Source organism: Pseudomonas sp. 5Ae-yellow (assembly GCF_014077575.1).
Classification (GTDB): domain Bacteria; phylum Pseudomonadota; class Gammaproteobacteria; order Pseudomonadales; family Pseudomonadaceae; genus Halopseudomonas; species Halopseudomonas neustonica.
Genome location: NZ_JACGWE010000007.1, coordinates 72709 through 85175, shown reverse-complemented (window position 1 = coordinate 85175; position 12467 = coordinate 72709). Strand labels below are relative to the sequence as shown.

Annotated in this window: 15 protein-coding genes; 7 read left to right on the top strand and 8 right to left on the bottom strand. The window is 59.3% G+C overall.

Annotated elements, in window-relative coordinates; translation table 11 throughout:
- Positions 1-32: 32 nt before the first annotated feature.
- Complete coding sequence (locus H4J77_RS06705; RefSeq protein ID WP_182247640.1) at positions 33-761, top strand: DUF1294 domain-containing protein; 729 nt, start codon at positions 33-35, stop codon at positions 759-761.
- A gap of 60 nt (positions 762-821) precedes the next feature.
- Here the strand turns inward: H4J77_RS06705 and H4J77_RS06700 are convergent, their stop codons facing one another.
- Positions 822-2411 (bottom strand): ABC-F family ATPase, encoded by a 1590-nt coding sequence (locus H4J77_RS06700; RefSeq protein ID WP_123888079.1) that lies wholly within the window; start codon positions 2409-2411, stop codon positions 822-824.
- Positions 2412-2585: 174 nt separating this feature from the next.
- Here H4J77_RS06700 and H4J77_RS06695 point away from each other — a divergent pair, with 174 nt between their 5' ends.
- Positions 2586-3035: an N-acetyltransferase gene (locus H4J77_RS06695; RefSeq protein WP_123888080.1), complete on the top strand. Its 450-nt coding sequence runs from the start codon at positions 2586-2588 to the stop codon at positions 3033-3035.
- Positions 3036-3037: 2 nt separating this feature from the next.
- Here the strand turns inward: H4J77_RS06695 and H4J77_RS06690 are convergent, their stop codons facing one another.
- Positions 3038-3655, bottom strand: coding sequence for a flavin reductase family protein (locus H4J77_RS06690; RefSeq protein WP_182247638.1), 618 nt, complete (start codon positions 3653-3655; stop codon positions 3038-3040).
- A 166-nt stretch (positions 3656-3821) separates the two neighbouring features.
- A complete protein-coding gene (locus tag H4J77_RS06685) occupies positions 3822-4910 on the bottom strand; it encodes an NADH:flavin oxidoreductase/NADH oxidase (protein ID WP_182247636.1) in 1089 nt (362 codons plus the stop codon).
- 101 nt (positions 4911-5011) lie between these two features.
- Between H4J77_RS06685 and H4J77_RS06680 the strand changes: the two genes are divergently transcribed.
- Positions 5012-5323 (top strand): helix-turn-helix transcriptional regulator, encoded by a 312-nt coding sequence (locus H4J77_RS06680; protein ID WP_182247634.1) that lies wholly within the window; start codon positions 5012-5014, stop codon positions 5321-5323.
- A gap of 93 nt (positions 5324-5416) precedes the next feature.
- Positions 5417-6085: a restriction endonuclease gene (locus H4J77_RS06675; protein WP_182247632.1), complete on the top strand. Its 669-nt coding sequence runs from the start codon at positions 5417-5419 to the stop codon at positions 6083-6085.
- A gap of 62 nt (positions 6086-6147) precedes the next feature.
- Here the strand turns inward: H4J77_RS06675 and modC are convergent, their stop codons facing one another.
- From modC to modA, 3 genes are read right to left on the bottom strand one after another with little or no spacing between them, the layout of a single operon-like run.
- Positions 6148-7227 carry a molybdenum ABC transporter ATP-binding protein gene (gene modC, locus H4J77_RS06670; protein ID WP_182247630.1) on the bottom strand — a complete coding sequence of 360 codons (1080 nt, stop codon included), beginning with the start codon at positions 7225-7227 and terminating at the stop codon, positions 6148-6150.
- A gap of 9 nt (positions 7228-7236) precedes the next feature.
- On the bottom strand, positions 7237-7920 hold the full coding sequence (modB, locus tag H4J77_RS06665; RefSeq protein WP_123888086.1) for a molybdate ABC transporter permease subunit: 684 nt from the start codon (positions 7918-7920) through the stop codon (positions 7237-7239).
- A 12-nt stretch (positions 7921-7932) separates the two neighbouring features.
- Positions 7933-8682: a molybdate ABC transporter substrate-binding protein gene (gene modA / locus H4J77_RS06660; protein WP_182247628.1), complete on the bottom strand. Its 750-nt coding sequence runs from the start codon at positions 8680-8682 to the stop codon at positions 7933-7935.
- A 155-nt stretch (positions 8683-8837) separates the two neighbouring features.
- Between modA and H4J77_RS06655 the strand changes: the two genes are divergently transcribed.
- A complete protein-coding gene (locus tag H4J77_RS06655) occupies positions 8838-9599 on the top strand; it encodes a TOBE domain-containing protein (RefSeq protein WP_182247627.1) in 762 nt (253 codons plus the stop codon).
- A 32-nt stretch (positions 9600-9631) separates the two neighbouring features.
- Positions 9632-10177, top strand: coding sequence for a DUF1003 domain-containing protein (locus H4J77_RS06650; protein WP_123888089.1), 546 nt, complete (start codon positions 9632-9634; stop codon positions 10175-10177).
- Between the two features lies 1 nt (position 10178).
- On the opposite strand, the gene H4J77_RS06645 is transcribed toward H4J77_RS06650, so the two are convergent.
- Positions 10179-11339 (bottom strand): benzoate/H(+) symporter BenE family transporter, encoded by a 1161-nt coding sequence (locus tag H4J77_RS06645; RefSeq protein WP_123888090.1) that lies wholly within the window; start codon positions 11337-11339, stop codon positions 10179-10181.
- 122 nt (positions 11340-11461) lie between these two features.
- On the opposite strand from H4J77_RS06645, the gene H4J77_RS06640 reads away from it, so the two are divergent.
- Positions 11462-12043 (top strand): helix-turn-helix domain-containing protein, encoded by a 582-nt coding sequence (locus tag H4J77_RS06640; RefSeq protein ID WP_182247626.1) that lies wholly within the window; start codon positions 11462-11464, stop codon positions 12041-12043.
- Here H4J77_RS06640 and H4J77_RS06635 read toward each other — a convergent pair.
- Positions 12031-12309 (bottom strand): peptidylprolyl isomerase, encoded by a 279-nt coding sequence (locus tag H4J77_RS06635; RefSeq protein WP_123888092.1) that lies wholly within the window; start codon positions 12307-12309, stop codon positions 12031-12033. The genes H4J77_RS06640 and H4J77_RS06635 overlap by 13 nt on opposite strands.
- Positions 12310-12467: the final 158 nt, after the last annotated feature.

Sequence of the window (12467 nt, the reverse complement as noted above, 5' to 3'; positions counted from 1 at the left end):
ACTGCCAACCTTGATCTCAGGGAAGGACAGGTATGGAGCAGCGAGGCGAGCTGATCAGCTGGAACGACGACAAGGGCTTTGGTTTTATTCAACCCGAACGCGCAGGTGAGCGCGTCTTTGTGCATATCTCGGCGATGCGCGGTGATGCGCGCCCGGTGGTGGGTATGCCGGTCTTTTTTGTTGCCGGGCAGGATGAGCGGGGCCGCCCGCGAGCCGAACACATGCGCGGCGAAGGGCTAAGCCTGGATCGCCCGGCGATTCGGCGTAGACCAACAGCCGCAGCGACGTCTCGTACCGGGCGCAAGCCTGCATCGGTAGCCACTCCACGCAAGGCAAAAACACCAAAGCGGCGCCCAGCAAGCCATGCTGGCACGGTTCGCCAACTGCCACTCAAGTTGCTGATACTGGCGTTGCTTTGCGCGCTACCGCTGCTGGGTGCCATCAGTATGTTGAGCAAGCAGGCGATTGTCTGGCCGCTGGCGGTCTATCTGCTGATCAGTATTGCCAGTTTCGTGCAATACGCGATCGACAAGCGCAGCGCCGAAATCGGCCGCTGGCGCACTCCGGAAAATACCTTGCATATAACCGAGCTGCTCGGCGGTTGGCCCGGCGCCTTGATAGCGCAGCAGGTCTTTCGCCACAAGACGCGCAAGGCCTCTTTTCAAACGGTTTTCTGGCTGATTGTGCTGGTGCACCAAGTGTTCTGGTTCGACCACCTAGTGCTTGATGGTGAGCTGCTGAGAGCGGTGCTGGCGGGCTAGCTTCGGCGCTTGGCGGGCGACCCAAGGCCGCCGCCGTGCTGAGGGAGAAAGATGGGCGGGTTAAAAAACCACGCCCTGGCTGCGCAGGTAGTCGTCGTAGGTGCCGGAGAAGTCGGTTATGCCGTCCTCCGACAGCTCGATGATGCGCGTCGCCAGTGAGCTGACGAACTCACGGTCATGGCTGACGAAAACCAGGGTGCCGGGGAAGTTTTCCAGCGCCAGGTTTAGTGCCTCAATCGATTCCATATCCAAGTGGTTGGTCGGCTCGTCCATCAGCATGACGTTGGCTTTTTGCAGGATCATTTTGCCGAACAGCATGCGGCCCTGCTCACCACCTGAGATTACTTTCACTGATTTCAGGATGTCATCGTTGGAGAACAGCATGCGACCGAGTGTGCCGCGCACCAGTTGTTCGCCGCCCTGGGTCCACTGCGACATCCAGTCGAACAGGGTGTAGTCGTATTTGAAGTCGTCGGCGTGATCCTGAGCAAAGTAGCCAACATCGGCACTTTCTGCCCACTTGACCTCACCTTTCATCGGCTCCATTTCACCGACCAGGGTGCGCAGCAGGGTGGTTTTACCGATGCCGTTGGGGCCGATGATGGCGACCCGTTCACCCGCCTCAATCTGCAGGCCCAGATTCTTGAACAGGACTTCGCCATCGTAGCCCTGGCTGACATTTTCCAGCGTGACGGCCTGACGATGCAGCTTCTTGTTCTGATCAAAGCGAATGAAAGGGCTGATACGGCTGGACGGCTTGACCTCGTCGAGCTGAATCTTGTCGATCTGCTTGGCGCGGCTGGTCGCCTGTTTGGCCTTGGAGGCGTTCGCTGAGAAGCGGCTGACGAAGGTTTGCAGCTCGGCAATCTGCGCTTTTTTCTTGGCGTTGTCTGACAACAGGCGTTCGCGCGACTGGGTCGCTGCGGTCATGTATTCGTCGTAGTTGCCGGGGAACAGGCGCAGCTCGCCGTAGTCCAGATCCGCCATGTGGGTGCACACGCTGTTGAGGAAGTGGCGGTCGTGGGAAATGATGATCATGGTGCTGCTACGCGCCGTGAGAATGGTTTCCAGCCAGCGGATGGTGTTGATGTCCAGGTGGTTGGTTGGCTCATCCAGCAATAGCACGTCCGGATCGGAAAACAGCGCCTGGGCCAGCAGCACGCGGAGTTTCCAGCCAGGTGCGACTTCGCTCATCGGGCCGAAGTGTTGTTCCAGCGGAATACCCAGGCCCAGCAATAGTTCGCCAGCGCGGGACTCGGCGGTATAGCCGTCCATTTCGGCGAATTCACCTTCCAGTTCGCCGACCTTCATCCCGTCTTCTTCGCTCATTTCCGCTAGCGAGTAGATGCGGTCGCGTTCGGCTTTAACTTTCCACAACTCTTCGTGGCCCATGATCACGGTGTCGATCACGCTGAAGTCTTCGTAGGCAAACTGGTTCTGGCGCAGTTTACCCAGACGTACGTTCTGATCGAGCATGACCTGGCCACCGGAAGGCTCCAGTTCGCCGCCGAGAATTTTCATGAACGTCGACTTTCCGCAGCCATTGGCGCCGATAAGGCCGTAACGGTTGCCATTGTTGAATTTGACGGAAACGTTCTCGAACAGCGGCTTGGCGCCGAATTGCATGGTGATATTGGCGGTGGAGATCAAGGGACAGTCCTGCCGGAGGTAAAAGATGAATGAGCGCGCCTGATCAGGCGGGCGGCGCATTGTACTGGTTGTGCCGCGCGAGCGACAGGGCCGCACGTCTGGCTGGGTGCTGATTGCTTTGCCGGTGCCCCCCACGCTGATACTCTCAGAGCCAATTATCGCGGAGACAACGCCATGCCTGTAACCCTCGTTTCAGCCGATTTGACGGCACTGCCGGATGTGGCCGATTTGTTCAACCAGTACCGTCAGTTCTACCAGCAGGAGGACGATCTGCCACGCGCCACGGCGTTTATCCAGGCGCGGCTGGTGCAAGGCGACTCGCTGATTCTTTTAGCGCGATCCAGCGCGGGAGAGGCACTTGGCTTTGCCCAGCTTTACCCGAGCTTCTCGTCCATTGACTGTGCCGCGAGCTATCTGCTCAGTGATCTGTTCACAGCGCCCTCGGCACGCGGCCAGGGCGTGGGTCGGGCGTTGCTGTTAGCTGCTCGTGAGCAGGCGCTGGACAGTGGTCGTACCAGCCTGACGCTGGAGACCGCGGTGGATAACCTGACTGCGCAACGATTGTATGAGTCAGTCGGTTTTGTCCGCGAGCAGGGCTTCTTAACCTACATTTGGGCGCTATGAGTTTATTGTGGGCGGTGCATTTTAAATAACGCTTCCGGTCCAATACTGAAGTAGTCCGCCGGACCCCCGCCACGCAGAATAGGCTGCGCTGCGGCGGTATCGTATACGCCCTCTACCAGCAGATGCCGGGCGATATGTACGGCAACTACTTCGCCGAGGACCAGCCAACTCTCAACCTGCTCGCCTTCGCTGGTCTGGAGCTGAATGATCTGCGTCATGCGGCATTCAAAACTGACGGGGCTTTCGGCCACACGTGGCGGTTTTATCAGGCGCGAGGGCGCTGCGGTCAGACCACTCAGAGCGAATTCATCTACGTCCGGCGCGACCGCTGCGCAGCTTTGATTCATCGCCTCGGCCAGCGGCAGTGTCGCCAGATTCCAGACAAACTCGCGCGTCTGTTCGATGTTGTTCAGGCTGTCTTTTCGGCCAATGCTGGAGAATCCGATAATCGGCGGTATGTAATTGAATGCATTGAAGAAACTGTATGGGGCAAGATTCAGGTTGCCGGCGCTGTCCTGACTGGAAATCCAGCCGATCGGCCGGGGCCCGACGATAGCATTGAAGGGGTCGTGGGGCAGGCCGTGGCCCTTGCTCGTCTCGTAATAATAGGGATCAGACATGGGCGGCTCCTGGTGAATAACTGAAGTGCCCAGACTAGACTAATTGGCATGTGGGCAGTTGCTTCTTTTCGGTTGGGCTCATGTCGGCATTAAGTGCTGATATGAGCGTAGGAAAAAAGTAGATGGAGCCGGGCCGGATGTCTATAGGCCGGCTCCAGATCAGTTATCAGTAGCGCTCAAGCCAATGCGCGTAGGGCGCTGGCAAGGTCCAGGATGGCTTGTCGATTTTCAGTTCACGGGCCGCCTGATAGGTCCAGTGCGGGTTGGCCAGATGCGCCTTGCCAACCATGACCAGGTCCAGCTGGCCGTCCTGCACTGCCTTCTCGGCGATGTGCGGCTCACCAAAGCCCCAGGCGGAGGATACCGGTACGCCGGCTTCGTCACGGACTCGCTTGGCGATGGGGCCCATAAAGGCGGGTGCCCAAGGGATGTTGGCCTTGGGTGTGTCGAAGCCCATGCTGACGCTCATCATGTCCATGCCGGCGGCCTTGAACTGACGTGTCAGGTCGATCGACTCGTCCAGCGTTTGCTCATCGCGCCCGTCAAACTCGATGACACCAAAGCGGATAGTCAGCGGCAGATTCTCTGGCCAGACCTCACGCACGGCTGCCAGGGTTTCCAACAAAAAGCGACAGCGGTTCTCGAAACTGCCGCCGTAGGCGTCTGTACGCTGGTTAGCGTGCTCGGAGAAAAAACTCTGTGCCAGGTAGCCGTGCGCAAAGTGCAGCTCCAGCCATTCAAAGCCGACAGCCAGCGCACGCTTGGCGGCGGCAACGAAGTCACTCTTTACCCGGGCGATATCGTCCAGCGTCATGGCTTCTGGCACTTTGGGCAGGTTGGCGCCAAAGGGCAGGGCAGACGGAGCGATAGTCTGCCAGCTGCGCGGGTCGTCACTGGCGATGTGATCGTCGCCTTCCCAGGGACGATTGGCGCTGGCTTTACGGCCGGCGTGGGCAATCTGAATGCCGGGTACTGCGCCGTTGGCTTTGATACCGCGAACGATGGGTGCGAAAGCATCGGCCAACTGGTCGTTCCAAATGCCGGTGCAGCCGGGTGTGATGCGGCCTTCGGGTGAGACCGCTGTGGCTTCTACGATAACCAGCCCCGCGCCGCCACGTGCCATGCCGGTGTAATTGGCAACATGCCACTCGTTGACCAGGCCATCAGTGGCCGAGTATTGGCACATGGGTGGCACCGCAATGCGGTTACGCAGGGTTACGTCTTTTAGCGTGAAGGGTTGGAATAGTGCAGCCATGGTGGCTCCCGAAAATAAGCAATGAATGAGTGTGTTGATTCAGTTGTTCGATAATATTGGAACTATGGATCATAAGTAAAGCCTTGTGTATGATTCCGACTATGCGACCTTTCAAACATCCCCCAGTAAGTGACTTCAGCCTCGAGCGCGTGCTCTACGCCTTGAGTGATCCAGTGCGGCTTGACGTTGTGCAGCGTCTGGCTGAGGTTGAGGAGGCCAGTTGTGGCGAGCTGGACGGCGGCCGACCCAAGTCGAGCATGTCCCATCACTTTCGGGTGCTGCGCGACGCCGGGCTGGTGTGCACCAAGGGCGTAGGTACCACCCATATGAATTCGTTGCGCCGTGGCGAGCTGGACGAACGCTTTCCGGGATTGCTCGAGGCCATTTTGGCTCAGCACGCTTCACCCAAATAAGTGATGGCGAATGAGCAGTGGTTCCTTTACCGCTGCGTAAACCGGATCTATTGTGATTAGTAGATAGCCGGATGCTGTTTTCAGGAGTCACGGATGGCCCAGAGTCAACGCACTTTCCCCTATGCCGACCTGCTGATTGTCGTCGGGCGGCTGCCTTTCTGGGCCAATCTCGTCTGTGCCCTGCTCAGTTGGGTGGTGCTGCGACACTACGCCAACAGCCCGCTTCCGCTGCTCTCTGGCAGCCAGTCCGCTGGCATTCTGGCGGGTCCCTTTTTCCGCCAGCTGGCTATGGTTGTGCAGTATGTGCTGTCTTTGGCTTTTGTCGCTGCGGCCCTATTGGCAGTATTCAATTGTCTCAGGCTATTGCGCCATCGCCGCGCTGTGCTGACGCAGAATCCGGCAGCATTGCTGAATAACATGGCTTGGCCCGCATTCTTTCAACTGTTGGAGCAAGCCTGGCGTCGTAAGGGCTACCGTCTACTGGGCTCCTCTCTTACCGCAACCGATGCCAGTTGTGACCTGCTGTTGCAGCATTCGGGCGAGCGCTATCTGGCACATTGTCAGCATTGGCGCGCCAGTAAGCTGGGTGTAACTCCGTTGCGGGAATTATTCGACCGCATTGTCACCGAAGGCGCTGTGGGAGGGTTTGTGGTCACCTGCGGTGAGTTCAGCGATGAAGCGCGTGCCTTCGCCGCTGAGCGTCAGCTTGAGCTGATAGATGGCGCACGCCTGCAGCGCTGGTTGTTGGCCAGCCGGCGTTAACGCCAGCACTGCAGGCTCACCCCCTATTCAAAATAATCACCTGGTTTTCAGCGCATTGCTGATCAGCCCAGTAAGGCGACTGATTTGATCTGTGCCCAGATTGGTTGCCCTGGGTACAGACCCAGTTGCTCGCTGGAGTAGCGAGTGATGCGCGCCAGCAAGGGTGTGCCCTGCAGGTCCAGCCTGACCAGCAAGTGTGCCGGGTTGTCTGCCGCAGCCAGCTCGACAACCTGAGCGGGAAGCAGATTGAGGATGCTGCTGTGCTCCGGCTGGCTCAGGCTAAGACTGACATCGCGGGCTTGCACACGCAGCCGCAGCTGTTGGCCAGGGGCAATGGGTTGATGAGCGACGAGGATGCTGAGTTGGCTGTTTGGCAGCTGCAGACTGAGCAACTGGTAGTCGGCATCATAGTGGGTGACCAGGCCGTTGATGACCACACCGGCGTTGTCGCCCTGGGCCAAAGGTAGGTCCAGGCGCGGTAGCAGTGTGTTGAGCTCCCCGCTGGCCAGCGCCTGGCCGTTTTCAAGCAGCACCATATGGTCAGCCAACTGTGCGACCTCGTCGATTGCGTGGCTGACATAGATGATGGGTATTTGTAGCTCGCCGGGCAGACGTTGCAGATAGGGCAAGACCTCCGCTTTGCGCTGGGCATCCAGCGCACTCAGGGGTTCGTCCATCAGCAGCAGGCTGGGGCTAGTCAGCAGAGCGCGAGCAATCCCGACGCGCTGCCGCTCACCCCCCGACAGCAGCGCGGGCATGCGCGCAAGCAGGTGTTCAATACCTAGTAGCTCAATCGCCTGATTCAGTCTGATGCGCCGCTCACCCGCGGCGATGCGCTTGAAGCCAAACAGCAGATTGTCTTCGACGCGCAGGTGATCAAACAGGCTGGACTCCTGAAACACATAGCCGATCGCGCGCTGGTGTGGCGCGACAAATACACCACGCTGGCTGTCTTGCCAGCATTCGCCATTGAGCGTTAGTTGTCCTTGTGGTGGGTGTTCCAGACCAGCCATACAACGCAGCAAGGTGGTCTTGCCGGAGCCGGAAGGGCCGAACAGCGCAGTCACTCCGTGCGCCGGTAGCTGGAGCTCTACATCCAGCGTGAAGCTATCCAATGACAGGCTGAAGCGAGCTTCGAGCATAGGTGTTCCTTAGCTGATCGCGCGGGCGCCAACCCGACCACGGCGTTGCAGGGTGAGCAGTATGGCGAAGGAAAACACCAGCATACCGGCGGCCAACCAATGTGCCTGAGCGTATTCCATGGCTTCCACGTGATTGAATATCTGCACTGACACCACCCGCGTCTGATCCGGAATATTACCGCCAATCATTAGCACCACCCCAAACTCGCCGATGGTATGGGCGAAGCCCAGCACGCTGGCGGTTACCAGACCGGGTCGCGCCAGCGGCAGTGCGACGTGAAAGAACCGGTCAAGTGGTCCGGCGCGCAGCGTCGCCGCGACTTCCAGTGGCCGTGTGCCTATGGCTTCAAAGGCATTCTGGATGGGTTGCACCACAAAGGGCAGCGAATAGAACAGCGAGCCGATGACCAGGCCGGTAAAGGTAAAGGGCAGAGTGCCGAGCCCCAGGCTTTGCGTTAACGCACCGACCGGCCCCTGTGGGCCCATCGCGACCAGCAGATAGAATCCGATGACGGTAGGGGGCAGCACCAGTGGCAGCGCGACCAGCGCGCCAATCGGCGCCTTCAACCAGCTGCGGGTACGTGCCAGCCACCAGGCTAGCGGGGTGCCGAGGAGCAACAGTAACGCTGTAGTGATGCTGGCAAGTTGTAGCGTTAGCCAGATGGCGGCGAAGTCGGCGCTGGTTAGCGGCATGGCTGCAGGACCCTAGAGCTGGTAGCCGAAAGAGCGGATGATCTTGGCAGCGCGTTCACCGCGAAGATAGTCGACCAGTGCTGTCGCTGCAGGATTGGCTGCTGCTTTGCTGAGAATCACCGCGTCCTGGTGAATGGGATCATGCAGCTCGGCCGGGACCAGCCAGGCTGAGCCGTTACTGAGTTGGCCATCGCGGTAGACCTGCGACAGCGCGACGAAGCCCAGTTCTGCATTGCCGCTGGCGACAAACTGATAAGCCTGTCCAATGCTCTGACCCTCCACCAGCCTTGGTGTCAGCTGCTCAAGCAGGCCCTGCGCTACCATGACCTGGGTGGCCGCCATACCGTAGGGGGCCGTTTTTGGGTTAGCGATAGCCAAGTGCTGGAAGCGGTCGCTGCGTAGCACGGCGCCGGAGTGATCCACTAGATCAGGCTGGGCAGACCATAACGCCAAGGCGCCGGTAGCATAAGTGAAGCGTGAGCCGCCCAGTGTTGCGCCCTCGCTCTCCAGTTTGGCTGGTGTGCTGTCATCGGCGGCCAGAAAGACATCGAAAGGCGCGCCATGCGTTATCTGGGCATACAACTGACCGGTCGATCCAAAGGAGGCTTTCACCTGATGGCCGGTGTCCTGCTCGAATGCTGCGGCAATGACCTGCATGGGCGCGGTAAAATTGGCTGCTACCGCCACTTGAACCTCTTCTGCCAACACCTGAGAACTGGGCAGCAACAGGCACAGCAGCAGGGTCTTAAGCGTGTGGCGCATGGTAGCTCCGATAGCATAGGAAGAATGGCTTGGCGAACCGCTATATTATTGGTTATATAACGAATAACAAGCCCTGATCCGTCGCAGCACGGCTGTGCTGGCGTGTCTGCGGGTATATCCTTGGCAAATCGAAACACAATACAGCGGCGATATCGATGAAACTCGAAGGACAGCTCTGGTTTGCCCATGAGGGCCAGAATCTGGCGGGGCAGGGGCGTATCGAGCTGCTGCAACAGATTGCCGACACCGGTTCCATCAGCAAGGCGGCCAAGGCTGCGGGTATGAGCTACAAGACCGCCTGGGACGCGGTGGACGCGATGAATAAGGCGACCGGCTCGCCGCTGGTCGAGCGCTCGGTGGGCGGCAAGGGCGGTGGCGGCACACGCTTGACCGCCAAGGGCGAAGAGCTGGTGGCGGCTTTTTTGCGCTATCAGCAGGAGCATGAGCAATTTCTCGCGCGACTGGCGGAGGGCACTAGCCTGGAGCCTTATCTGCAGGTAATGCAGCGCCTGCGTTTGCGCACCAGTGCACGTAACCAGCTGTATGCGCGGGTAGTGCGGGTTGAACCGCTGGCGCTGAACGACCGGATCAGCCTGCAGCTCGATGGCGGTCAGCCACTGGTTGCCCTGATTACGCGTACCAGTAGCGAGCGCTTGAACCTGAGTGCAGGCTCTGAGGTATTCGCACTGATCAAGGCGCCCTGGCTTTGCCTGGCAGCAACAGGGCCTGGCGATAACCGGCTGGACGGACAGGTAACGCAGCTAGCGCAGAGTGAGCATGGTGCAGAGCTGCAGGTACAGCTCCCAGACGGGCCGGTATTGGTCGCTTCGCTGCGGCAGGATCAAGCGTTGCCGAGCACGGGTGAGGAGGTCAGTCTCTGGGTTGAGCCGGAACAGATTATCCTGTGTGCCGTATGAGTCTTTCCTGAAAACGTCTTTGAGGTGCCAGCATGTCATCAGATACTTCCCCTGCAGCGCAAGCCAAAGCGGCTGCCAATCACACCCTGCGTTTTCACCGCGCCAGTCTGCACTTGAGCTCCGTATTCGGCGATGGCTGGTTCGCGCAGAAGGCAGAGGCCTTTGCCCGCTTCTTTGGTACGCCGGTTTTTCTGATCGCACAAACGCTGATCGTTGCGCTGTGGATTGGTATCAACGCCAGTGGGCTGGTGCACTTTGATCTTTACCCTTTCATTCTGCTCAACCTGGCGTTCAGCCTGCAGGCAGCCTATGCCGCGCCGCTGATTCTGCTGGCGCAGACACGGCAGGCGGATCGTGACAAGGCGCTGGCGCAAGCCGATGCGCAGCATCGGGAGGCACTGGCGGAGGCGGCGGAACAGCGCGGTCAGCATGCCGCCGCGCAGTCTGATGCCTTGCTCGCGCTGATGGAGCAGAACACCCGGCTGACCGAGCTAACGCACCATCTGAGTGAGCGTATTGAAGCCTTGACGCTGGAAATACATAACGGCGTGATCAGCCAATCCAGGCAGGATTCCTGAGCTAACCGCGCCTGCGCATCAGTTGCAGTACCAGCATGCCCAGCAACAACCCCCAGAAAGCGCTGCCGATATGGAACAGCGACAAGCCCGAGGCGGTTACCAGAAAAGTCAGAAAGGCGGCCTCGCGCTGTGACTCTTCGTGCAGGGCGCTGGCCAGGCTGTTGCCAATAGTGCCGAGCAGGGCCAGCCCGGCGATAGCCATGATCAGGGCCTGCGGAAAGGCGGCGAACAGACTGGCGACAGTGGCGCCGAATAGCCCGGTCAGCAGGTAGAAAAGCCCGCCCCAGATGGTTGCCCGGTAGCGCTGGCTAGGGTCGGGATCGGCATCCTTGCCGGCACAGATAGCCGCACTGATGGCGGCCAGATTGAAGGTGTAACCACCGAACGGTGCCAGCAATAGCCCGGTGATGCCGGTCGTGGTCATCAGCGGAGAGGCCGGCACCTGATAGCCGTTGGCGCGCAGTACTGCCATGCCGGGGACGTTCTGTGAGGCCATGGTGACGATGAACATGGGAATACCCACGCCGATCAGCGCGGTCAACGAGAAAGCCGGTGTGGTCCATACCGGCTGCGCCATGGACCAGTCCAGCGCATCCATATGCAGCTGACTCCCCAGCGCCGCGATGACGACGCCAACCAGCAGGGCCAGTGGCACGACGTAGCGCGGTAGCAACTGGCGGCCCAGCAGGTAGGTGATCAGCATGGCGCCGACCATCAGGGTTTGCTGCTCCAGCGCCACAAACAGATTCAGACCGAAGGGCAGCAACACGCCAGCCAGCATGGCACCTGCGAGTGAGGCAGGGATAAGCCGCATGATGCGATCGAACCAGCCGAGCAGGCCGCAGAGTGTGATTAGCGCGGCGTTGAACAGAAATACGCCAATGGCTTCATTCAGGCTGAAGCCCGGTAAGCCCGTGGCCAGCAGCGCGCCGCCCGGTGTGCTCCAGGCAATCAGGATGGGTGAGCGGTAGCGCAGCGACAGGCCGATACTGGTGAAGGCCATGCCCACACCCAGTGCCCACAGCCAGGAGCTGATTTCATCCGGTGACGCGCCTGCCGCTTCGGCGGCCTGGAAGATAATCACCGCAGAGCTGGTATAACCCACCAGCACGGCTATGAAGCCAGCGGCAATGTGAGACGGGTTGAACCAGGCCTTGAGCATGTGACTATCCTTGATAAGCGGCTGTGCGTTATAGCGCACGACAGGCCGATGCTAGCATTGTGCGCTATAACGCACAAAAGAAAATTGCTAAGCTGTTTTCCCCTTTTATAACCGGACTGTCCATGCAGGAAATCAATCAGTATCTGGCCGATACGTTGCGTCAGCTGCGCCATGATCGTAGCTGGAGTCTTGATCGCGCCGCCAGTGAGTGTGGGGTCAGCAAGGCCATGCTGGGGCAAATCGAGCGGGGTGAGTCCAGCCCGACAGTGGCGACACTGTGGAAGATTGCCAGTGGTTTCGACACCTCACTGTCGAGTTTTCTGGAGCCTGCTCCGGCCGAACTGCGCGGCGTCACTCTGCGCAGTGCCGATGCGCTGCGTCAGCGGCCAACTGCCGATGCCATGTTAATGGCACCGCTGTTTCCCTTTGATGCGCGCTACGGTTTCGAGCTGTTCGAGTTCACCCTGCTGCCGTGCTACGAGCGGCTGTCAGAACCGCACAGCCAGGGTGTGGTCGAGCACGTGGTGGTCGTGCGTGGGGTGATGGAGTTATTGGTGCGAGGCGTTTGGCAACGCCTCGGTGAGGGGGAGGCGGTACGTTTTGCCGCCGACCAGCCACATGGCTATCGTAACCCCAACAGTGCCCCTGCGGTGTTCCACGACCTGATTCACTATCCGCCTGGTAGCGACTCTCAGTCGCGGTAAAAAACCTGCACCAGGTGATAGCCAAACTGGGTTTTTACCGGCCCGTGTACCACTTTCAGTGGCTTCTTGAAGATGATCTGGTCAATCGCCTTGACCATCTGCCCCGGTCTTACTTCACCCAGATCGCCACCACGTTTCTTTGATGGGCAGGTGGAGTGCTTCTTTGCCAGCACATCAAAGGCTTCGCCGGCGGCAATACGCTGCTTGAGTGCGGCGGCTTCGGCTTCGGTTTTAACCAGAATATGGCGGGCCATGGCGACGGGCATGGGGGCATCCTCAAAGGTAACAGGCAGCGAATTATGCCTGATCAGAGCGCCGCTATGCAGGGGCCTGGCTATATGAACTTTATATGAAGTCTCTAAATATACGATTTACCGTATATATGGGAATCCGTATATTGTGTTTATTCCCTGCTGTGAGTGCG